This window comes from Megasphaera sp. SW808, from assembly GCF_012027795.1.
Lineage (GTDB): Bacteria > Bacillota > Negativicutes > Veillonellales > Megasphaeraceae > Megasphaera > Megasphaera stantonii.
The window spans coordinates 1-20,854 of sequence record NZ_SJOT01000023.1 but is presented as its reverse complement, the minus strand read 5'-3'; the positions used below and the strand labels follow the sequence as shown (position 1 = coordinate 20,854).

At 53.3% G+C, this 20,854-nt stretch carries 19 protein-coding genes; 11 read left to right on the top strand and 8 right to left on the bottom strand.

All coding sequences use genetic code 11. The features are described from left to right. Positions 1-40: 40 nt before the first annotated feature. From E0L13_RS08900 to tet(W), 7 genes are all read right to left on the bottom strand, one after another. Positions 41-427: a cysteine-rich VLP domain-containing protein gene (locus E0L13_RS08900; protein ID WP_002596231.1), complete on the bottom strand. Its 387-nt coding sequence runs from the start codon at positions 425-427 to the stop codon at positions 41-43. Continuing rightward, positions 417-2,042 carry a relaxase/mobilization nuclease domain-containing protein gene (locus E0L13_RS08895; protein WP_002596230.1) on the bottom strand — a complete coding sequence of 542 codons (1,626 nt, stop codon included), beginning with the start codon at positions 2,040-2,042 and terminating at the stop codon, positions 417-419. Before E0L13_RS08895 ends, E0L13_RS08900 begins: the two co-directional genes overlap by 11 nt. Beyond that, on the bottom strand, positions 2,014-2,412 hold the full coding sequence (gene mobC / locus E0L13_RS08890) for a plasmid mobilization relaxosome protein MobC (protein WP_002596229.1): 399 nt from the start codon (positions 2,410-2,412) through the stop codon (positions 2,014-2,016). Before mobC ends, E0L13_RS08895 begins: the two co-directional genes overlap by 29 nt. A gap of 497 nt (positions 2,413-2,909) precedes the next feature. Further along, positions 2,910-3,122 carry a helix-turn-helix domain-containing protein gene (locus E0L13_RS08880; RefSeq protein WP_002586615.1) on the bottom strand — a complete coding sequence of 71 codons (213 nt, stop codon included), beginning with the start codon at positions 3,120-3,122 and terminating at the stop codon, positions 2,910-2,912. Continuing rightward, the gene (locus E0L13_RS08875) at positions 3,115-3,537 is read right to left on the bottom strand and encodes a sigma-70 family RNA polymerase sigma factor (protein ID WP_002586616.1); all 423 of its coding nucleotides are present in this window, start codon (positions 3,535-3,537) and stop codon (positions 3,115-3,117) included. The genes E0L13_RS08880 and E0L13_RS08875 overlap by 8 nt, the downstream gene beginning before the upstream one ends. A 171-nt stretch (positions 3,538-3,708) precedes the next feature. Then, on the bottom strand, positions 3,709-4,476 hold the full coding sequence (locus E0L13_RS08865) for a class I SAM-dependent methyltransferase (RefSeq protein WP_002586626.1): 768 nt from the start codon (positions 4,474-4,476) through the stop codon (positions 3,709-3,711). A gap of 50 nt (positions 4,477-4,526) precedes the next feature. Then, on the bottom strand, positions 4,527-6,446 hold the full coding sequence (tet(W), locus tag E0L13_RS08860) for a tetracycline resistance ribosomal protection protein Tet(W) (RefSeq protein ID WP_002586627.1): 1,920 nt from the start codon (positions 6,444-6,446) through the stop codon (positions 4,527-4,529). Between the two features lie 668 nt (positions 6,447-7,114). On the opposite strand from tet(W), the gene E0L13_RS11885 reads away from it, so the two are divergent. The 3 genes from E0L13_RS11885 (at position 7,115) to E0L13_RS08845 (ending at position 11,110) form a co-directional block, all read left to right on the top strand. Next, entirely contained in the window at positions 7,115-7,855 is a 741-nt protein-coding gene (locus tag E0L13_RS11885; RefSeq protein ID WP_240924707.1) for a hypothetical protein, read from the top strand. 367 nt (positions 7,856-8,222) lie between these two features. After that, complete coding sequence (locus E0L13_RS08850; protein WP_168061866.1) at positions 8,223-9,704, top strand: helix-turn-helix transcriptional regulator; 1,482 nt, start codon at positions 8,223-8,225, stop codon at positions 9,702-9,704. Positions 9,705-9,940: 236 nt separating this feature from the next. After that, on the top strand, positions 9,941-11,110 hold the full coding sequence (locus E0L13_RS08845) for an autotransporter domain-containing protein (protein ID WP_168061864.1): 1,170 nt from the start codon (positions 9,941-9,943) through the stop codon (positions 11,108-11,110). Positions 11,111-11,165: 55 nt separating this feature from the next. Here E0L13_RS08845 and E0L13_RS08840 read toward each other — a convergent pair whose 3' ends face one another. Next, positions 11,166-12,368, bottom strand: a complete 1,203-nt coding sequence (locus E0L13_RS08840; RefSeq protein WP_168061862.1) for an MFS transporter — start codon at positions 12,366-12,368, stop codon at positions 11,166-11,168. Between the two features lie 230 nt (positions 12,369-12,598). Between E0L13_RS08840 and E0L13_RS08835 the strand changes: the two genes are divergently transcribed. The 8 genes from E0L13_RS08835 (at position 12,599) to E0L13_RS08800 (ending at position 20,699) form a co-directional block, all read left to right on the top strand. Beyond that, positions 12,599-13,531, top strand: a complete 933-nt coding sequence (locus E0L13_RS08835; protein ID WP_168061860.1) for an ABC transporter permease — start codon at positions 12,599-12,601, stop codon at positions 13,529-13,531. Between the two features lie 2 nt (positions 13,532-13,533). After that, the gene (locus E0L13_RS08830; protein ID WP_206081602.1) at positions 13,534-14,448 is read left to right on the top strand and encodes an ABC transporter permease; all 915 of its coding nucleotides are present in this window, start codon (positions 13,534-13,536) and stop codon (positions 14,446-14,448) included. Beyond that, positions 14,445-15,440 (top strand): ABC transporter ATP-binding protein, encoded by a 996-nt coding sequence (locus tag E0L13_RS08825; protein WP_168061856.1) that lies wholly within the window; start codon positions 14,445-14,447, stop codon positions 15,438-15,440. The genes E0L13_RS08830 and E0L13_RS08825 overlap by 4 nt, the downstream gene beginning before the upstream one ends. Then, positions 15,427-16,395 (top strand): ABC transporter ATP-binding protein, encoded by a 969-nt coding sequence (locus tag E0L13_RS08820; protein WP_168061854.1) that lies wholly within the window; start codon positions 15,427-15,429, stop codon positions 16,393-16,395. The genes E0L13_RS08825 and E0L13_RS08820 overlap by 14 nt, the downstream gene beginning before the upstream one ends. After that, positions 16,392-17,978: a peptide ABC transporter substrate-binding protein gene (locus E0L13_RS08815; protein ID WP_240924706.1), complete on the top strand. Its 1,587-nt coding sequence runs from the start codon at positions 16,392-16,394 to the stop codon at positions 17,976-17,978. The genes E0L13_RS08820 and E0L13_RS08815 overlap by 4 nt, the downstream gene beginning before the upstream one ends. Before the next feature lie 14 nt (positions 17,979-17,992). Next, positions 17,993-18,928: an LD-carboxypeptidase gene (locus E0L13_RS08810; RefSeq protein ID WP_168061852.1), complete on the top strand. Its 936-nt coding sequence runs from the start codon at positions 17,993-17,995 to the stop codon at positions 18,926-18,928. Between the two features lie 19 nt (positions 18,929-18,947). Continuing rightward, entirely contained in the window at positions 18,948-20,102 is a 1,155-nt protein-coding gene (locus tag E0L13_RS08805) for an amidohydrolase (protein WP_168061850.1), read from the top strand. 153 nt (positions 20,103-20,255) lie between these two features. Beyond that, on the top strand, positions 20,256-20,699 hold the full coding sequence (locus E0L13_RS08800) for a flavodoxin family protein (RefSeq protein WP_157949754.1): 444 nt from the start codon (positions 20,256-20,258) through the stop codon (positions 20,697-20,699). The last annotated feature ends 155 nt before the right edge of the window (positions 20,700-20,854 follow it).

Sequence of the window (20,854 nt, the reverse complement as noted above, 5' to 3'; positions counted from 1 at the left end):
GTATCGCGTACCCTTTGACACCCACGAAAAAAGCCTTGATTTATGCGGGTTTGAAAGGCTCTAAAGCGTGACATCTCTGCCTTTGTTTCCGCTTTCTCTCGGCGGCTTTGATTTTCTTCATGCGCCCGGCGCAGTCGGGGCAGTATTTTCCCCGGTTGGATTTGGGGACAAAGGCCGCCCCGCAGACGGCACACCGTTTCCGGCTTCCCCGGCACAAGAGGGCTGCGGCCAGCTCCCCGTCAAGGGGCAGGACAGCCACACGGAACCAGTGGCACATGAGGGAAAAGGAAATGCTCTGGACGCACACGCAAGGCTCCCCGTCGTCCAATAGCAGGCAGTTCCCCTCATCGTAGTTACAGCACTCATGTACCAGCCGCCGCGCCCGCCGGTGCTGGCGGTAGTCCATGTGGGGCAGGTTATCGCTCATGGCTCTGCTCCTTTCTGCGGTGCGGCTCGTCCCGGCGCAAAATCTGGTCGATGTTCCGCTTGACGGTCTGCAACTCCTTGAACCGCTGTTTCTGTTCGTGATAGGTGTTATACAGGCCGTCTTTCTCGGAGATAAGCTGCTCGATCTCGGCCTGCAACGCTTTCCGGGCGGGCAGCTTGGTAATGCCATGCGCCTTGAAATACCGGGCTGCTGCGTCGGCTATGATAAAATCGCTCTCATGGGCCTGCCGGTATGCGGCGCGGGCTTTCTCGGATTTCTGTGCCCGCAGCCCGTCGCGGGCGGCCTTGGTCTGGGCGTAGGCCAACACCTGCCGCTGCAACTTCTTTTTCCCTTGCAGCTTCGTTTCCAGTGCTTTCAGTTCGCCGCTGGTCTGGCGCATTTTCTGATAGGCGGTGTCAACGGCGGCTTCTAACTGCTCCGGGGAAGTAAAGCCGTATTGCTGGTAGACGGACAGCGTTTTGGCGGCCTGCTTCAGATTGTGTATCTTCGCCCAGCGTTCATAGCCCCGGCCTTTGCCCTCGGCCATTTTCTGCTCAATGTCCACAAGCCGCTGCACTCCGTCCTGTTTCGGGGCGGCTATCTCGGCTCTGGCAACCTGCAAGCGGTCTTTTATGGTGCGTGGGGGATCGGGGGATCTGGCTGGCGCTTCGGCTGCTCTGGCGGCGTTTTGCTCTAAAACGGCAAAGACAGCGGCGCGGTCAAAATCGTCGCCCAGCTTCCGGGCGGTAATTGGCTTTGTCCTGTCCGGCGTGAGGTAGGAAAGCCGCCCCCGGCTCTCCTTGACGGTCACACCCTCCTGCAGCAACAGAGAGGAAAACTCGTCAAAGCTGGCGGCGGTGGCAAGGGCTTTCCGTAGGGTCTGCCGCAGCTTCTCCTTGTTCGTTTCAAACTTGGTCTGCCGGGGCGTGATACTATCGGCAATCATGGGGGCGTTCTGCTTGTCCAGCGCGGCCTGTCCCTTTTTCTGCGCCCAATACTCCCGGTCGGTGACGCGGTTCTTGCTGCCGTTCAAGAGGTCGATTTGATAAAGCCCCTCCCGGTGGCACATCTCCATGACTTCGGATTTGAAGTAGCGCAGGGCAGCGTCGGTACATCGGTGCTTGCAGCCGACTTTCGTATCGGCCGGCCTGTCCATGTAGGGCAGGAACGGCACTTCCTCAATCCGCAGGCTGTTTATGACGATATGCACATGAATGTTGCCGCTGTGGTTATGCCCGTCCGGGTGGGTGCAGACAAGGGCCTGGTGGCCGGGAAAATGCTCTTTACAGAATTGTTCCCCCAACGCCTGCGCCCGGTCTACGGTCAGGCCGTTGTCCGGCCCGTCCCGCGGGTCAAAGCTGATGATGTAGTGGTGGCTTTTCACATCTTCCCGCCGCTGGTTTTTCTGATAGCGGAGATTGGCCCGCATACACGCAACGGCAAAATCCTCCCCGTCGCAGTTCAGCGTGGACAGCCGGTAGTCCTCGCGGGGGATAAGCCTGCCGGTTTCATCAAGGACGGGCTTCATGGTAAACTCGTCATGCTCAAAGAGAAGATATTGCTCGGCGGCTCCGTAGTCGGCGTTTTTAGAGTTGATATGCTTGAGTGTTGCCAACCGCGTCACCTACTTTCTTGAGGACTTCATACTTGAGGACGGCAAGGTCGGATATGGCGGCGCGTACCTCGCCGGAAAGGGTGTTGTAGGGTACGCCGTATTCGTTCAGATACCGGGCAATCTGATTGAGGTTGCCGCCGATCCTGCCGTACTCGGCTGTCAGCTTCCCGACAGCGGAAAGCAACTCGTCATTGACCGACGACACATGGACAACCGGGCGTATGGTCGCCCGCCGTATCGCCTGCCGGAGAAATTCGGACTGGCTGATACCATAGGGCGCAAGCCGCGCTGTGAAGTCGGCATACTCATCTTCGGACAGCCGGGTTTTCACAACGCGGCTGCGGTGGGGCGTGTTGTATTTCTTTCGCATGGTGTGACCTCCTTTCTCGCCCGTAAGGGCGCATGAGCAGGGTTTGGGGAAGGCACTCCCCAACAAGTTTCCCGCGAGGGGCAAAACTGCAGAATTGCGGATTTTGGCACCGTGGTAGAAACTTGCTCTCCGTGACTGCAAACTTTCTCTCACTTCCGTCCGCCACTTTTTTGGAAAACTGCAACCACAAAAGTTTGTTTCTCTTTTTCTGCTACTACTAATCCTGTAAAGGGCATTCCTGCCCGCTTTCGCTAAAATGACACCGGACGCAGTGGTTTCTACCCGGTGTTGGAGAAATCCTTTCTCTTTGCCCTCTACTACGGGTAAATGCTCCAAATGCCAAACACCAGGGCAGAAAAATTCCCTCCTCGCTTACTACTACAACCGGCAGGGGGCAAAATGGCCGGGAGCGGAGCCGGACAACAAAAAAAGCAGTAAATCTTTTTCAAGACTTACTGCTTTCGCTGGCCGCGTCGGTGGCGGCTGGTATTCAGTTTTTATGACTTGTCCGGTGGTTCGTCAAGCCGGAACTTGAATTGACAGTCAATTAACCGCTGCTTTACATAGTCCTCCACCTCGGCGTTGACCTGCCCGTTCACTTTTGAGAAATAGCGGATATATCCGGCGTAGTGGAGCAGGACAGCGTTCACGGCTTCTGGGTCGCCCTCACGGGCTTTGAGGATTGTTTCATAGGGGAGAAGTCTACTCATACCGGCTCACCCCCATTTCTTCGCGTAGCCGCTGCAAGGCAAGCTGGATATGCCGCCCCGCTGTGCTGCGTGACCGGCCAATACACGCGCCGATCACGCGCTGCGGCTGGCGCAGAAAGTAATAGCGCAGGATTTCTTCCCGCGTCTGCTCCGGCAAAACAGAGATCGCGTCGGCAAGGGCGGCGTTGCAGAGCAGGACGGTCTGACCGCAGACGGTAAATGGGTATTCCTCGTCCGGCTCCGACGCGGCAAACTGGACAAACTTCTCGTTCATCAGATAGTCAAGGGAAACTTGCCGTTCCCATTGCCGTTTAAGCTTCAAAATCTTGTCCAAGGCGGCACAGCGGATAACAGTCTTGCAAAAGGCGTTGTACCTGCGCTGGATATATTCTTGATAGGCTATCTGGTCGGTCATGGAAATTCCCCTTTCTGAATAATAGTGCGGGGCGGTGGCACTTCTTGCTGTCGCCCCTTGATTGCCTACCAGCAAAGGCGGGCGGGGCTGTCAACGGCTGCGCATATGCGCCGTTCATCTTGACCGTTGACTGGCTCGGCTGGGTTTGCTATTTACCCGACAAACTTGAATTTATTTTAAGCTATCACGTTTTACCTTCTTAAGCCTTACTATCATTACCATAGGAATTTCTTTGTTGGTTTTAAAACATTCTTCATAAAATCCATCAATGACAAATCCAGCTCTAAAACAAAGGTTAAAAATATCTTGTATGGAACGATGATAATAAATCTGCTCTTTCGGTTGCCCTTCAATCGCTATATCATAGTAACTGTGCGGTGTCATATATTTTTCAGTCAACGTGACAAAACAAGGGTGTTGCGTTGCAAAGACAAAAATTCCGCTTTCCTGCAACAGTTCATAAACAGCCATAAGAAGTGGTTCAATATCCGTAATATCCATAATTGCCATATTAGAAACTGCTTTCGTAAAGGCTCGATTTCTTTTTAATTCTAATATACTTTTTCTATCGGTCGCATCCGCCACACAAAATTCAATTTGTTTTGCATATTGTGATTGCCGTCTTTTAGCCAATTCTATCATTTTTTTGCTGTAATCAAAAGCGACAACCGAAGCGCCTCTTTGTGCAAGATACGAAGAATAATTTCCATTGCCACACGCAATATCCAAAATGTAATCCGCAGGATTAGGAGATAGAAGTTCCGTTACTTTGGGACGCACTACCTCTCTGTGAAATTCATTAGATTCGTCACCCATTGCATTATCCCAAAATTGTGCGTTCTCCTCCCAGATTTTTTTACTTTCCTCTGTTCCCATGTTCTCTCCCACTCCCCAAATTTGCTTTTTTGCTTCCATTAAATCTTCCTTACTATATTCCATTGTTACCCTCCATAACTTCTGATTGTTGCCGTCTTGACGATTATGTATCTTTACATTACCTTCTGAAACATATGGCGCACCTTGTCCAGGCGGCTGTTTGGACGGCGGGGCTGGATGACCGGCTGACCGACAGCGGCCTGATATCCTTTCAGCTCTGTAAGGCATACGCTCCGCCCGTTGGTGTAAAAGGCCAGATCAGTACGGTATGCCTGTATACAGCGGGCGGGAATCTCGCCAGTAAAGACAACTTCATCCTTTTTTACCTGGGCCGTTTCGATGGTGGCACAGTATTTCGGTGCATCATGATAAGCCCTGGAAAGGTATTCCTGGGGCGCATAGAGGATGAAGGAGAGATAAGGTTCCAGCAGCTGCGTCCCCGATTCCTTCAATGCCTGTTCCAATACAATCGGGGCCAATGAGCGGAAGTCCGCCGGCGTGCTGACCGGACTGTAATAAAGCCCGTATTCAAAGCAAATCTTACAGTCCGTTACGTTCCAGCCGAACAAGCCCTGCTCCAGCCCGTAACGGATACCATCCCTGACAGCGTTTTGAAAACTCTGGTTCAAGTATCCCAGCGAAACCCGGCTCTCGTATTGTACACCGGAGCCAAGCGAGAGTGGTGTAACAGACAGTCCTATGGATGCCCAAAACGGGTTGGGCGGCACCTCGATATGGATGGTGTGGCTGGCTGCTTTGAGCGGCCGCTCCATATAAATGACGGAGGGTTCCTTTACCACTGTTTCAAGCTTGTATTTTTCCGACAGCAAAGCGGAAACAACCTCCAACTGCACCCGGCCCAAAAAAGAAAGAATGATCTCATGGGTGATGGAATCCACTTCGCAACGCAAAAGCGGGTCAGTATCCGCAAGTTGCGTAAGAGCGTCCAGCAGCCGTTCTCTTTGCGCTGCCGTTTTCGGCGCAATCGTCGTCCGCAGCATGGGGAGGGGGTCCTCGCGCCACCTTTTACGAGGGAGCCGGGTTTGGTCCCCTAATACATCGTTTAACCTCACGCTGTCGCTGGGAAGGATAACAATTTCACCCTGATAAGCGGTGTCTGTCCGAACAATTTCCCCTTTGGATGGAATACGCATCTCTGTGATTTTCAGCTTTTCTCTCCCGGCCAGGGCCACCGTATCCCGCAGGCGCAGCGTTCCGCTGTATAACCGTAGATAGACACGCCGCTGGCCGCAATCGGTGTACTCAACCTTGAAAACGCTGCCGCATAGGGCGGCGCCCCCCTGTTCCCCAATCGGTTGGAACAGCCCTGTCACCGCATCCATCAACGGTTGAATGCCAAGGCCATTTTTGGCGCTGCCATGATAGACTGGGAACAGGGAGGCGTCTTGAACCCGCTGCTGTTCCTCCCGCGCAAGTTTTTCCCGGCTGATTGGTTCTCCTGCGATATACTTTTCCAATAATTCATCGTTATTTTCGATGACCGCATCCCATGCTTCTATGTCGGTATTTTCCTCCAGGACTATTTCCGGGGACAGCGACACCGTCTGCTTGATGATAATATCGGCGGAGAGCTTATCCCGAACAGACTGAACCACGCTCTGCAAATCAACGCCAGCCTGGTCGATCTTGTTGATAAAGATAACGGTGGGAATGTTCATTTTCCGCAGGGCATGGAACAGAATACGGGTCTGGGCCTGCACGCCATCTTTAGCGGAGATCACCAAGATGGCCCCATCTAAAACAGCCAAAGAGCGGTACACCTCCGCCAAAAAATCCATGTGGCCGGGCGTATCCACAATGTTAACTTTACATCTGTGCCACTGGAAGGAAGTGACTGCCGCTTGAATGGTAATCCCACGCTGCCGCTCCAAAAACATGGTGTCCGTCCTCGTTGTCCCTTTTTCGACGCTCCCCGGTTCTGAAATGGCTCCGCTGGCATATAGCAGGCTCTCCGTCAAGGTCGTCTTTCCAGCGTCTACATGGGCAAGAATTCCAATATTGATTATTTTCATGTGATTGTCCTCCCTTTACAGCCCCAAAGGGCATAAAAATCCCCAGCAGTAAAATACTTTTACCACTGGGGATTATAAGTTGCGGACATACACATATACAGCATACACCTGTTTGTGATTGCTGTTTTTGGGGATATGTCAAAATTGATAAGGCAAAAGTATTCTTAAATTGGGTACAAAAAACTAAGCCCCTACAAAAGGAGCTATCATAATCCTTTGTTCCCACTATTTGATTATAGTTTTATTTAAGAATACCTTGCCGCATATTTTTTACTCCTTTTCTGGATTAAATCATTGTATCACATCAGTTTTAGGAAAGCAAGTACCTAAAAGAAATTTTTCTTCCCCTTATATGTAACAATCATACCGGCTTCCTAGCGTTCAGAATGTTTTCTGCTGTCTGCTGTGGTGTTTGGTTGGAATTGTCCAACCAAAAGCCGATCCGTGGTGTTGTCTGCATTTTACTAAATACAAATTCAATGTATACAGAAAGATATAAGGAGTGGGAGGGATTCCGCCGTAGTTGGCATTGTAGGAAAATCCAAAAGTTTAGATTTTCCCACAATGCTTATCTTTTGGTCTTTGGTTCGGAATAGTGTAGTGCTGGCGGTCTATCTCTTGTTTTCGGTTGCTTGCTTCCTTACCGTACATGAGCATTAACAGCTGGTTTGCTGACAATGGTTATGGACTCGGCTCCGGGAACTCCGCAGCTGCAAAATATTATTCCGACGGTATACTTGGGAACGACTATTTACGCTGCTCCTACACTGGGTACTATTTGCGGCATTATGACGCTGGCCTTGTGTTATATCTACATTAATTGGCGGAAAAAAGTTGCTGAAAAACATGGCGAAGGCTATGGAAATCATACGCTGAATGAAGCGACTATCGACCCGGATCAGCCGACGCCGCCATGGTATTTTTCGATTCTGCCTCTGATTACGGTACTGGCTGTAAGTTTCTATCTCTCCTTTATTTACAAATGGGATCCTTCCATGATCGAGCCCTTCCAAAAGATGGGATTGCCTTTGGCGACAAAAGCGATTAGCAGCGTTATCTCGATTTGGGCGCTGATTATCGGGCTTATCGTCTCCATCTTGCTGGCTATTGGCTTAGGCTATCGGTTTATGCCTAAGAATATCAGCATTAAATCGGCTTTAAATGCCGGTGCGATCGGTTCGTTGCTGGCTGTTATGAACACAGCGTCGGAAGTCGGTTACGGAAGTGTTATTTCTTCGCTGCCCGGTTTTACGGAAATAGCCAATTCGTTGTATAGCGTTGGAGAAGGCATGCCTCTGCTGAACGCAGCGATTATGGTCAACGTATTAGCGGCTATTACTGGTTCGGCGACTGGCGGCTTGGGGATTGCCTTGGAAATTTTCAGCGCTCATTGGCTGGAAGCGACGTAGGCAGCTGGAATTCCGCCTGAAGTATTGCACCGCGTTGCGTCTATGGCTGCAGGCGGCATGGATACGCTGCCTCATAACGGGGCCATTATTACGACCTTAGCTATTTGCGGGTTGACTCATAAAGAATCGTATAAAGATATTTTTGGTGTTACACTATTGAAATTTGCCATGGCATTCTTTGCTGTATTCCTGTATATGGTCACTGGTATTGTTTGATATTATGCCCCAAGCCTGAACTGTAACTATTCAGGCTTGGGGTTTTTTGTGCAAGTTGATTGTTTTTGTGTACAATATGCGTTGCATTTTGGTATACTGTATACAAACATTGTTCGTTAGTAGTTGTTGTAAGGTAAAGGTGATGAGCGTGATGAAAAAAGAAAGTTATTCTTTGGTGTTAAAGGAGTTGCTTAATTTTTCACAGATTAAATATGCAGCCCTATCTCATGCCATTGGCTATGATTTGTCATATGTTAGTAAATGGACGACAGGGATTCGCCTGCCAGCAGCTAAAAATGTAGATCGAATTAATCAAGAGATTGCCCGGTTTCTTTCAGAAATTATCATTAAGCAAAATAACTTAGAAGCTTTTGCTGAACATTTTTTAGGCAGAGAATCAATTGAACAAGAAAATGTAGCCTTTGAAATTTATCAGAGCCTTAGTTGTGCGTACCGCAGTTCTTTAGAGTGTAAAAAAGGGGTTAGCATCTCTAATATTACTGATGATAAAATTGTTTTGGGAAAAGCGGAATGCTTTGCTTTTTTGCAAAAAATAATCAAAGAAAAGTTAGAAGAAAGTACTGTACCGCCAACTATCATCATTACAGGAGAATTCTTCAATTTGGCTAAAAATCACTTTTGGCAGATTTTTTATGACATTAAATTAAATCATTGGCCTTGCGATATACATGTGTTTTTAGACCTTTCTGAATTGGAAAAGGGTGCGATTGGCGCGGCTGAAATATTGTTTCAATGTTTGAACGATTTGCTGAATTATGATTTTACTATATATGAAAAGAAATCTAATGCTTATAATAATATAATTGCAATCAATAATGAATTTGTTATTTTTTATAGTGTAAACGCAGCTGGTGAAATTGAAATTTGTACATCAAGTGCTGATTTAAAGCAAGCTCATTCAGTATATACAAAATGCAAGCAATTTATGGCGAGTCAGCCCGTTATTTTGGAGCCGAAGCAGACCTTGGGAATGACGCGGTTTGGATTTCGCGATCAATTCTACGCTTCACAAAAATTCTTCTTTTTTTGCGTGAACGGCTTTGAATTTCTCCTTCCTGACGAGGTATTCAATTCGATGATTGAGAAGGCAAAAGTCGGCAATTTGGGAATGGCCGACGTGGAATGGGTTCAAAGAGTTCAAAATCTTTTTAAGAATCTCTTGGAAAAAGTACCGCTGCGATTTATGCTGCCTACTAATTCGATTGTCAGATATTTGGAAACGGGAAATATTAATTTAACCGATTTTCCCTATCAAATGACAATTGAGGAACGAAAGCTTCATATTAAACATGTATTGCAGTTGATTCAATCCAATCCTAATATTACGTTCGGCGTATTACTGCCTACAACGGAGAAATATAGCGGCACTAATTTTATAAATTTGTCGTTTAACACGAGTTATTCTACAGGATTTTTAAAGAAGAACATCCAGCTGATTCATCCGGACACCTTGCCGATATATTTTATTAAAAATACGATGCTGTTAAATTCATTTCAGGCATATTTTGATAATCTGACAAAGTCAAAGCATTATAAAGAATATACTGCGAAAGAACTAGAAGAGCTATATAAAAAATACTATTTTTTAATTGAGTTTTTATTTAAGGAATAGTATGTTGATGATATGATATGGAACTCATAAGGTATATTGACAAGAATAGTATATGATGTAAAATGAACGTAACAAGATAATATACAACTAATGTGTTATTAATAATGAGCAATAAGAATCGTATCTCTGTCACTGTGAGGGATACGATTTTTATCTATTTGCAAAAATGGGCAGGCAGTCAGGAGCGAAGCGTCGCCTGCCCCGTTTACATGAGAAGTGAAAGGAGAGGACGGAGTATGCTCAGACGGCAGGAAAAGAAAAGGCTTGTGGTTATTTGCCTGCTTGTCAATTTTACCATTTCTGTTCATGCTGCCGAATCCAGCGACTGGCGGCAGACTGCCTATTCCATTGCGGCCGGGCAGATTGGGGCCGTCAACGCTTACCGCATAGAGGACGACTTGATATGGCGGCGCATTGACGACAGCCGGTTTGCGGCATTTAAGGGCATGCAGCTGCCGACGGATGCCTCGGACTGGTCGGTAAAGTTTTTCTACCGCAGCGACGTATTTCCCCGCTATGGCAGCGCATCGCTGTCCCAGGATTACAGCTCCATGCAGCTGGGCTACGAAGCGGGGCGTGTGTGGAATTGGCGCGGCGGCACGATGCGGCAGGGGCTGTTTTACTTGTCAGGGTCTTCGAACGCGTATTTGAGCAGTTACGACTCCGGCGACATATCGTACGGCGGCGCGTCGTCGGCCATGAAGAAATACGGCGCGGCCTGGTATACGTCGTGGGAGGGCGCGGATTCCCACCGCATAGAAGGCGTGTTTCGGGTGACGAGCCTACGGAATCAGTTGTCCTATACGGACGAGGCCGGTCAGAGACGGTCGGAAGCGTACCGAACGTGGATGCCGGCGCTGGGATTGCGCTGGTACCAGACGAAGTTTGCAGCGGACAGCTTCTTTTGGGAGCCCCAGGTCGGCGTGTCCTTCGGCTATATGAACCTGCCGTCTGTAGGGTCGACGGCGGTGTATACGCCGAAGAATCAGACCCTGCTTACGGGAAAGGCCGGCCTCATGGCTGGAAAGACCTATCGTATCCGCGGCAATCAGGGGCTGGCCTACGGCCGGTTTGAAGTGCAGCGTGATTTTACCGGCCCCCTGTATGGAGAAGGCAAGGATGTGCAGAGCGGCGATTCGGCTTCTGTGTCGCTGGGGACGGGACCGTCCTCCTGGTATAACATGACAGTCGGTACGTCCTTCGCCATGGGGCAGGGAAATTCGATTTGGGGCGAGCTGACGCGGCGCTTCGGCTCCGACATGAGGCAGACGTGGAGCGTAACCGGCGGCCTGGTCCTGCGCTGGGGCGGCGCAAAAAAGGAAGACCGGGAAGCGTTCAAAAAGCTCAAAGAGGACGAACGTTCCTTGAAACCCGATAAGGACGCAAATAAAGACGGAAAAAAATAACATCCCGCAGGCATGTCGGCTGCAGCTGCCGGACATGCTTACGGGATGCTTTGCGTTACGGATGATATTGCCGCATGGCGATTTTTTGCTGACGGCGGGCGAAGACGCTCATGATGAGCACGATGACGCCGGCCAGGACGAAGACGAATTTGATGCCGACGAAGGTCGCAATGACCCCGCCGAGAAGAGGTCCGGCCATAGAACCGATCTGTTGGGCTGAAAAGAGGAGGCCGAAGACGCGGCCTTTCATGTGGGACGTCGTGTTTTCTGCTAAAATCGCGTTGATAGACGGATAAATGCCGGAAAAGAACAGGCCGATGGCAAACTGCGTCGCGGCGAAGTAATAGAGGTCATCCGGAACGGCTTGCAGGAAGAATACGAGGCTCGTGGCGAACAGGGCGTAGGTCAGCGACGTGTGGAACCCGTGGTGCTGGCCGAATCGGCCCCACAAGGGCGAAGAAACGGCGCTGGCAAAGCCTCCCAGAGAGAAGACGAGGCCGGAAATGAAGATCAGGTTGTCCAGCTGGCCGGCTAATTCCGTTACGTACGTTGTCAGGACGGGCTGGATGATGAGGATGACCATCTGCACGAAGACGGCGAAAATCAGCATGTTGCGGATGAGGGGATGATGCCACAGGCTTCCCTCGTCTGCCGGTGCGGCGGCCTGCGCCGTTTCTGCCGGAGCGTCCGTGTCAGGCGGTTCCTTGATGAAGAATACGAGGACGAGAAAGTTTAAGAATAAAGCGCCTGCGGCGAGGAAAAAGGACATGCGCATGCCGAAGATTTCTGCCAGCAGCCCGCCGAACAGGGGACCGATGACCCCGCCGGCCGTCAGGGCGCCCTGCATGACTCCCAGGCAGATGCCCAGTTTTTTAGGAGGTGCGTACGTCGTCATAATAGCCAGCTCCATAGGCCACAGGCCTGCGGCAAAGCCCTGGAACATGCGCATGAACGTCAGCTGCAGCGGCGAGGTGACGATGCCGCCGAGAAAATAGCTGATCGCCAGCAGCAGGCTGGAACGGATCGCCATGAGCCGTTTGCCTTTTTTATCGGCCAGGCGTCCCCAGATCGGGGCCATAATCGCGCTGACGGCGAAGGTCGACGAAAAGACGACGCCGGACCAGATATTGACCGAAGACGCGTCTACGCCCAGCTCCCGCGTCAAATACATGGGCAGAAAGGGAATAAGCATCGTGTAGCTGGAAGACATGAACACGACGTTGCAGGTTAATATGGCTAAACAGACTTTCCAATTCATGATCGATTCGCCTCTTTTATATGGTATATTCTATATATTTCTTTATATACTTATAATAATCTATTTGAGTACGTTCATTATACTGCAACTTTTTGGAAAATGGTAGACCCGTCGGTTGGTCTTGCTGAATTCATGCCGGACTTATATAATAAAGACACCGCATGGCGACAGGCGGGCATGCCGCCGCCTTTTCCTGCGGAAGGACAAGACTTGAAAAGAAGGAACGCTGCATGATTATATATCTCCTGAAGCGCATAGCCGGCGCTGCCGTCGTGCTGTGGGCTATTATTACGATTACCTTCGGGCTGATGCACGCCATACCGGGCGGCCCGTTTACACAGGAAAAGAAGCTGCCGCCGGCCGTCATGGAAAACATCGAAGCCCGATACCATCTGAACGACCCGCTCTGGAAGCAGTATGCCGATTACGTCGGCCGGGCCGCCGTGTTGGATTTGGGCCCGTCTTATAAATACCCGGGCCGCACGGTGAACGACATCATCGCCGAAACCTTTCCCGTGTCGGCCGCTTTGGGATGCATCAGCCTGTGTCTGGCCGTCGGCGTCGGCGTGGCGGCCGGTCTGGCCGCAGCCTGGTACAAGAACCGCTGGCTCGATTACGCCCTGATGCTTGGTGCGACCTTCGGCGTATCCGTTCCCAGTTTTATTATCGCGGCGCTGCTGGTGCAGCTGTTCGCCTTTACCTGGCCCGTGCTGCCGGCGGCGATGTGGAAGGGGCCGTCCTATGTCATCCTGCCGGCCTTGGCCCTGGCGGCTCATCCGACGGCCTTCGTCATGCGCCTGACCCGTTCCAGCGTGCTCGACGCGCTGGGACAGGACTATATACGTACGGCCCGTTCCCGCGGCGCAGGAAAATACTCCCTCCTGTGCCGCCACGCCCTGCGCAACGCTTTGCTGCCGGTTGTCAGCTACATCGGCCCCTTGGCGGCGGCCTTGCTGACAGGCAGCTTTATCGTCGAGTCCATGTTTGCCATTCCCGGCCTGGGGCGGCATTTTGTTACCAGCATATATAACCGCGATTATACGGTCATATTGGGGATTACGATTTTTTACAGCTTTCTTATCATGCTGATGAATTTATTGGTAGATCTGGTGTATCCGCTGCTGGACCCGCGGATTGCCTTGAAATCGCGTAAGGGGGAATGACCATGGACGCTCGTGAATTTGAGCCTATCGGGCCGGAAGCGCGCCTGGAGCCCTATGTTTCGCCGCAGAAGCTGCGCGAGCGGGGCTGGCGGCAGATGAAAAAAAATCGGCTGGCCCTCTGGGGCATGGCGATTGTCGCCGTCATGACCGTTTTGGCTGTCGTCGGGCCGTGGCTGTCGCCGTATACGTACGACGCGCAGAATTTCGCCATGGCCAATGCCTGGCCGTCGCGGGAGCACTGGTTCGGCACCGACTCGCTGGGACGGGATTTGTTCGTCCGCGTCCTGTACGGCGCGCGCATTTCCTTGTCTATAGGACTGGTTGCCAGCCTGATCAACGTATGCATCGGCGTGTTGTACGGCGGCGTCGCCGGCCTGGTCGGCGGCCGGACGGAACGGATCATGATGCATATCGTCGACGTCCTGTATTCGATTCCCATGCTGCTGTACGTCATCCTGCTCATGGTAGTATTTCGTCCGGGCCTGCTCAATATTTACCTGGCCTTGGGCATATCGTACTGGCTCAACATGGCCCGTATCGTCCGCGGCCAGATACTTAGCTTAAAGCAGCAGGATTACGTGCTGGCTGCGCGGTCCTGCGGCGCGTCGACGTGGCAGATCCTGCGCCGCCACATGATTCCCAACTGCGTCGGCCCGATCATCGTCACGTTGACCTTATCCATTCCCGACGCTATTTTTACGGAGGCTTTTTTGAGCTTTATCGGATTGGGCGTATCAGCGCCCATGGCAAGCTGGGGCGTACTGGCTTCGGAAGGCATCAACAGCATGCGATCCTTCCCGTTCCAGCTGTTCTTTCCGGCGGCGGCCCTGAGCCTGACCATGCTGGGATTCATGTTTCTCGGCGACGGTCTGCGCGACGCCTTGGACCCGCAGAATCAGAAGGAGGGAAGCCGATGAAGCCGTTATTAGACATCGATGGGCTGTCCGTGTCGTTTCGCACGTACCGCGGTATCCTCGAAGGGCTGCATGAGGTGTCATGGCGTGTATATCCCGGAGAGACCGTGGGCATTGTCGGCGAATCGGGCTGCGGCAAATCCATTACGGCCCAGTCGGCGATGAAGCTGCTGCCGGAAGAAACGGCGATGTATACGAACGGCCATATTTACTGGGACGGCCGGGATATACTGCCCTTGCGCGAGGGGGATATGAACGCATTGCGGGGCCGGCAGATGGCTATGATATTCCAGGACCCCATGACCTCGCTGAATCCGGTGCTAACGATAGGCAGCCAGATTCGCGAAGGTCTGGACCCGGCGAAATTCAAGAGCCGGAAGGAACGGGATGAACGGGCCCTGGCGCTGCTGCGGGCCGTCGGAATTACAAATCCGGAAAAGCGATTGGGCCAATATCCCCATGAGCTGTCCGGCGGCATGCGCCAGCGCTGCCTCATCGCCATGGCCTTGGCCGGCGAGCCGCGGCTGCTCTTCGCCGACGAGCCGACGACAGCTCTCGACGTGACGACGGAAGCGCAGGTATTGGCGCTGATTCAGGAGCTGCAGAAGCAGCTGGGCATGGCCGTCGTCCTTATTTCCCATAACCTCGGCGTCATCGCCCAGATGTGCCGGCGCGTGTACGTCATGTACGCCGGCTGCGTCGTCGAGGAGGGGCCTGTAGAAGATATTTTTTATCGGCCTGCCCATCCGTATACGCAGGGGCTGCTGGCGTCGCTGCCGGACCCGTCCCGGCCGGACAAGGAGCTGACGGGCATCGACGGACAGGCTCCCGATTTGTTCCATATGCCGGCAGGCTGCCGCTTTTATCGCCGCTGCCCGCGAGCCATGCGCGTCTGCACGCATAGTCTGCCGCCGCCGTATGAGCTGGGCGGCGGCCATCGCGCGGCGTGCTGGCTCCTGTGCCCGGAAAGGAGGAAGGGCTGTGAATCTGATTGAGGCTGTTCATATTACAAAGCAATTCGTCGCAGGCCGGGACTGGCTGGGACGGCCGAATAAGGTAGTGACGGCCGTTCGCGACGTATCTCTGGCTATACGGCCGGGCGAGACCGTCGGCTTAGTCGGCGAATCGGGCTGCGGTAAATCGACCTTTGCCCGCACCGTGCTGGGACTGTACGAAAAAACGGGCGGCCAGGTGCTGTATAAGGGACAGGATACGGCCGAGGCCGACGCGGCTAAAGCGTACCGACGCTGTGTCCAGATGATTTTTCAGGACCCCTATTCGTCCTTAGACCCCCGTATGACCGTCGGCGACATTATCAGTGAACCCCTGCGGAACTACGGCCTTTGCCCTACGGCGGAGGAACGGCGGAAGACCGTAGAGGCTCTCTTGGAGATGGTTGACTTGCGGGCCGAAGCGGCCCAGCGCTATCCTCATGAATTCAGCGGCGGCCAGCGGCAGCGCGTCGGCATTGCCCGCGCCCTGGCCTTGAAGCCGGAATGCGTGTTCTGCGACGAGCCCATTTCGGCCCTCGACGTATCCGTGCAGGTGCAGATCGTCAATATGCTGAAGCGGCTGCAGCAGGAGCTGGGCTTGGCGTACTTGTTTATTTCCCATGACTTGGCTATGGTGGATCACGTCAGCCGCCGTATCGGCGTCATGTATTTAGGCCGCCTTGTCGAGTTGGGACCGGGCGGCGACGTATTTCACCGGCCCCTTCATCCCTATACGAAGCTGCTGATTTCCGCCGTGCCGCGTCCCGACCCGGGACACAAGCGGCGCGTCGTCGTCGAGGGGGAAATTCCCGGGCCCTTCGACGTGCCGTCGGGCTGCGTGTTTCATCCGCGCTGTCCCTATGCGTCGGACCGGTGCCGCCGGGAAGAGCCCCTGTGGCGGAAAGTGCGGCCGGAGCGGTACGTCGCCTGCCACGCTGTGGCAGAGGAGGGCCTATGATGAAACGGATATTGGCGAGTATCGGCCTGGGGTTGCTGCTGTTGGCCTGCTGGGGCTGCGGGGCCGCGCCCCGTCCCGATACGGTAAGCTACGTGCTGGAGGCCGAGCCGTCGCGTTTGGACCCGGCGATGACGACGGCCCTGCCGGAAAGCAACGTGGAGCTGCAGATTTTCGAGGGGCTGACCCGCCTGGACGACCATGACGTGCCGCAGCCGGCCCTGGCCGCTTCGTGGCAGATTTCGCCGGACGGCAAGGTGTATACGTTTTATCTGCGCGACGGCATCTGCTGGAGCGACGGCACTCCGATTACGGCTCAGGATATTGAATACTCGTGGAAACGGGTGCTGAATCCGGACGTCGCTTCGGAAAACGCCTACATGCTGTTCTGCATTGATAAGGCCGAAGCGTATTTTAAGCGTCAGGCCCGAGCTGACGAAGTAGGCGTCGCTGCCCTGGATGATAAGACACTGCAGGTGCGGCTGACGAACCCGACGGCCTACTTTCTCAATTTGACGGCTTTCCACTGCTATTACCCTGTGCCGAAGCATATCGTCGAAGCCCGTCCCGATACGTGGGCTGCCGACGCGGAGACGATGGTGTGCAGCGGGCCCTATAAGATTACGGCTTGGAATCACTCCAGCCAAATCGATATGGTGAAAAACGATGCTTATTGGGACGCCGACGCCGTCGTTTTGGACCGCCTCGAATTTCCGATCAGCGATTCTCAGGCGACGCGCCTCACGCTGGTAGAAAGCGGGCAGGCTAATATGACCGTCGAGCCGCCGCCGTCGGAACAGGAACGATTGGAAGGGCTGGGACTGTATAAGATTGCGCCGTACCTTGGCTCGTATTACTATGTGTTCAACGTGCAGAAGCCGCCCTTTGACGACGTAAACGTCCGCCGGGCCTTTGCGGCGGCCGTGCGGCGGGAAGAGCTGGTGCGCCATGTCGTGCGGGCTCAGAAGGAAGCGGCCTACGCCTGGGTGCCGCCGGGCATTGCCGACGAAGAGACGGGCCGCGATTTTCGTGAAGAAGGCGGCGATTTAGCCGTCGAAGACGAGGCGGCCGCCAGGGCCTATCTGAAGGCTGCCGGATATGACGAAGACCATCCGCTGCCGGAGGTGACGATTTTATTCAATACGAACGAAATGCACAAGGCCATCGCCGAAGCGATGCAGGCCATGTGGAAGGACGCGTTGGGAGCTGACGTCTTTTTGGCGAATCAGGAATCAAAGGTGTTCCTGGCGACGCGCAGCCAAGGCGATTACCAAATTGCCCGGGCGTCGTGGATTGCCGACTACGTCGACCCGATGACGTTTTTAGACGTCTTTGCAGATAGGGATAATGACGCCCGCTATTATAATGTTATATATAATAATTTGGTGCAGGCGGCTAAAGAGACCAACGATCCGGCGCTGCGCCGGCAGTATATGCACGAAGCTGAGCAAATTTTGTTCGACGACTGCGTCATCATCCCGATTTACTATACGACGCAGCCCTACGTCGTGCAGCCCTATGTCAAGGGCTATCATTGGTCGCCTTTGGGCGTCGTCGATTTCAAACGGGCCTATTTAGAATATTAGAAAGGAAGAACTGCATGTATACTTTTCCGAAACCGCTGCGGCCGGGCGATACGATTGCCGTCGTAGCGCCGTCGGCTGCCCTGGCGGACGACGATTTGCAGGAAGGCGTCGATTTCATACGATCCTTAGGCTATGACGTCAAGCTGGGACGGTCTGTCGGCGCTCATTGGGGATACCTGGCCGGTACGGACGAGCTGCGGGCGCAGGACATTCACGAAGCCTTCGGCGACGACGGCGTGTCCGCCGTGCTTTGCCTGCGCGGCGGATATGGAGCCGCCCGGCTGCTGCCGCTCCTGGATTATGAGTTCATTGCGGCCCATCCTAAAGTATTTATGGGATTCAGCGACATTACAGCCCTGCATACGGCTTTTCTGCAGCGCTGCCATATGGCGACGGTCCACTGCGCCATGGCCATGTCCTTGGGCCATACGGCGTCGGACTATACGCGGGAGCAGTTTTCCCAGGGGCTGCAGTCGCCCTTTTCGGCGCGGACCCTTTCCCTTCCCGAAGGAACTGTGCTGGAGCCTATCGTGCCGGGCTGCGTTTCCGGACCCTTGTGCGGCGGCAACATGATGCTCCTGTCGGTCCTGACGGGGACGCCGTATGAGCTGGACGGCACGGACGCCGTCGTGCTGCTGGAAGAAATCGGCGAAGACGCCTACGCACTGGACCGGATGCTGTGCCAGTTTGAGCAGTCGGGCTTATCCGAACGGGCGGCGGCCTTTGTCTTCGGCGATTTTGCCCATTGCGGGCCGACGCAGAAGAGCGAGTATGAGTTTACCGTAAAGGAAGTCGTATTCCAATACGCCCAGCGCTGGGGAAAGCCAGCTCTTTGGGGGGTTCCTGCCGGTCATGGCCGGCATAACGCCTGGCTTCCCTTCGGCGCGACGGCCCAGCTGTGCAGTACGGCGGACGGAGCGGAGCTGGCCATCACTGCGCCGACATTCTGAAGCAGAAAGGGAGATTGACATGGATAAGCAGAAGATGAAGGAAGCAGCTTGCCAAAAGGTCGACGAGCTGCAGCCCTTAATTTACGAAATTGCCGACTACATACACGGCCATCCCGAATTGGGCGGCAGCGAATACTTGGCGTCGTCCTATTTGCGGAAGGTGCTGCGCGACGCCGGTTTTACAGTGGAAGACGTCGTGCCCGAAGCGTTTCCAACGGCCTTTCATGCTTCGTGGGGAGACGGGCCGTTTCACATGGGATTTTTAGCGGAATACGACGCCCTCCCGGAGATTGGCCATGGATGCGGGCATAACCTCATCGCAGCCATGAGCGTCGGAGCGGCCCTAGCCTTTGCCGCTGTCTGCGGCGACGGCGCGACGGTTCATGTATACGGCTGCCCGGCCGAGGAAACGGCAGGCAGCAAGGTGTATATGAGCGACCAGGGCGTATTCGACGGTCTGGATGGGGCCGTGATTCTCCATCCCTGCGCCGATACGACCAGCATCGGCGGCACGTCGTATGCCTCCCATCCTATGGAATTTACCTTTTTGGGCAAGGCCGCCCATATTGCCGACAGGGAGTACGAGGGAATCAACGCCCTGGATGCCCTCGTCGATTTTTATCGGCAGATGGAAGACCTGGAGCAGTCGTGGACGGAACCCCATCTGATCGGCGCTATCATTACGGACGGCGGCGTCGCTCCCAATATCGTGCCTGATAAAGCGGTGATGCGGGCTACGATACGGGCTCTCGACGCGTCGTATTTAGAAACGGTCATGCTGCCGCAGATTCGCGAGCTGGCCCAAGCCGTTGCCCAGACGCATGGGGCGGAGGTTGCGATGGTTCACTATGAGCCGCTGTATAAAAATATGATACAGGACGCCAAAATGAACGTGTATTTTGCCGAAGCCTTTAACGCCCTTCATGAACCCTTCGACGTAAAAGACGACGACTATGCCGATGGTTCCAGCGACGTAGGCAACGTGAGCCAGGTCACGCGGGCCTGTCAGCCGGAGATCTGCATTTGCTACGACGCGGCGGCTCATACGGAAAAATTCGCTGCGGCAGCAGGCGGCGAGCTGGGGAAAATGCAGGCCTTAGTAGGGGCCAAAGCGATGGCCATGGTGGCCGTAGAGCTCATGAATGAAAAGAATGGCAAAGAATTCTTATCGTGAATTTTTTTCTTTATGAACTGGCAAAAAATGTATGAGTAAAACGTGATGAGATATATTGACAAAAGAACACCTCAATAATATACTTTAGGCAAGATGATATTTCATTATCATTTTGCGGAACGTCTTAAGAAAGAAGAGGGAAGTGATCACATCATGAAATCTATCGTATTATACTCGTCTCATACAGGAAGAACGAAAAAAATTGCCGAGCATGTCGTAAGCGGACTGCCGGAAGGTACGCCGTGCCTGCCCGTTGAAGAAATGCCGGCCGATATCAACTCCTACGACTGCGTTTTTTTGGGCTGCTGGGCTGACGGCGACGCCGTAGACGCCGGCGCTGCGCAGGCTTTGGAACAATTGGACAATAAGAACGTCGCAGTATTCGTCACCGTGCAGAGCGGACCCTTCTCCGACGACTCGGCGAAAATTTTGCGCACCGTCATCGACGTCCTTCCTTCGGGCTGCAAGATCGTCGGCACCTATGTCACGCCGACGGAACGGGAAGATAATAAAGAAGAAAGTGATCAGAAGGCGCGGGCTTTTGCTCGGGACTTTGCTGAAAATACGCTTGACCGCTTGATGGGCGCCGGAGTTTAATCGCTTGTGTTTGTACGGACTCGCTAAAGAAATCCATTGGATTTCTTTAGCGTTTTTTGTTGCCGCCATTTAAACGAGACGGCCTGATGCGGCGTTTACCAGGTGTTTTTCCGAAACACACATTTTTGTAGGAAAAATCTCTTGACAACAGGACG

Bases quoted from the DNA above. Each gene is read 5' to 3' on its own strand.
- E0L13_RS08900 (WP_002596231.1), bottom strand. From the start codon at position 427: ATGAGCGATAACCTGCCCCACATGGACTACCGCCAGCACCGGCGGGCG.
- mobC (WP_002596229.1), bottom strand. From the start codon at position 2,412: ATGCGAAAGAAATACAACACGCCCCACCGCAGCCGCGTTGTGAAAACC.
- E0L13_RS08880 (WP_002586615.1), bottom strand. From the start codon at position 3,122: ATGAGTAGACTTCTCCCCTATGAAACAATCCTCAAAGCCCGTGAGGGC.
- E0L13_RS08875 (WP_002586616.1), bottom strand. From the start codon at position 3,537: ATGACCGACCAGATAGCCTATCAAGAATATATCCAGCGCAGGTACAAC.
- E0L13_RS08865 (WP_002586626.1), bottom strand. From the start codon at position 4,476: ATGGAATATAGTAAGGAAGATTTAATGGAAGCAAAAAAGCAAATTTGG.
- E0L13_RS08850 (WP_168061866.1), top strand. From the start codon at position 8,223: ATGAAAAAAGAAAGTTATTCTTTGGTGTTAAAGGAGTTGCTTAATTTT.
- E0L13_RS08845 (WP_168061864.1), top strand. From the start codon at position 9,941: ATGCTCAGACGGCAGGAAAAGAAAAGGCTTGTGGTTATTTGCCTGCTT.
- E0L13_RS08840 (WP_168061862.1), bottom strand. From the start codon at position 12,368: ATGAATTGGAAAGTCTGTTTAGCCATATTAACCTGCAACGTCGTGTTC.
- E0L13_RS08835 (WP_168061860.1), top strand. From the start codon at position 12,599: ATGATTATATATCTCCTGAAGCGCATAGCCGGCGCTGCCGTCGTGCTG.
- E0L13_RS08830 (WP_206081602.1), top strand. From the start codon at position 13,534: ATGGACGCTCGTGAATTTGAGCCTATCGGGCCGGAAGCGCGCCTGGAG.
- E0L13_RS08825 (WP_168061856.1), top strand. From the start codon at position 14,445: ATGAAGCCGTTATTAGACATCGATGGGCTGTCCGTGTCGTTTCGCACG.
- E0L13_RS08815 (WP_240924706.1), top strand. From the start codon at position 16,392: ATGATGAAACGGATATTGGCGAGTATCGGCCTGGGGTTGCTGCTGTTG.
- E0L13_RS08810 (WP_168061852.1), top strand. From the start codon at position 17,993: ATGTATACTTTTCCGAAACCGCTGCGGCCGGGCGATACGATTGCCGTC.
- E0L13_RS08805 (WP_168061850.1), top strand. From the start codon at position 18,948: ATGGATAAGCAGAAGATGAAGGAAGCAGCTTGCCAAAAGGTCGACGAG.
- E0L13_RS08800 (WP_157949754.1), top strand. From the start codon at position 20,256: ATGAAATCTATCGTATTATACTCGTCTCATACAGGAAGAACGAAAAAA.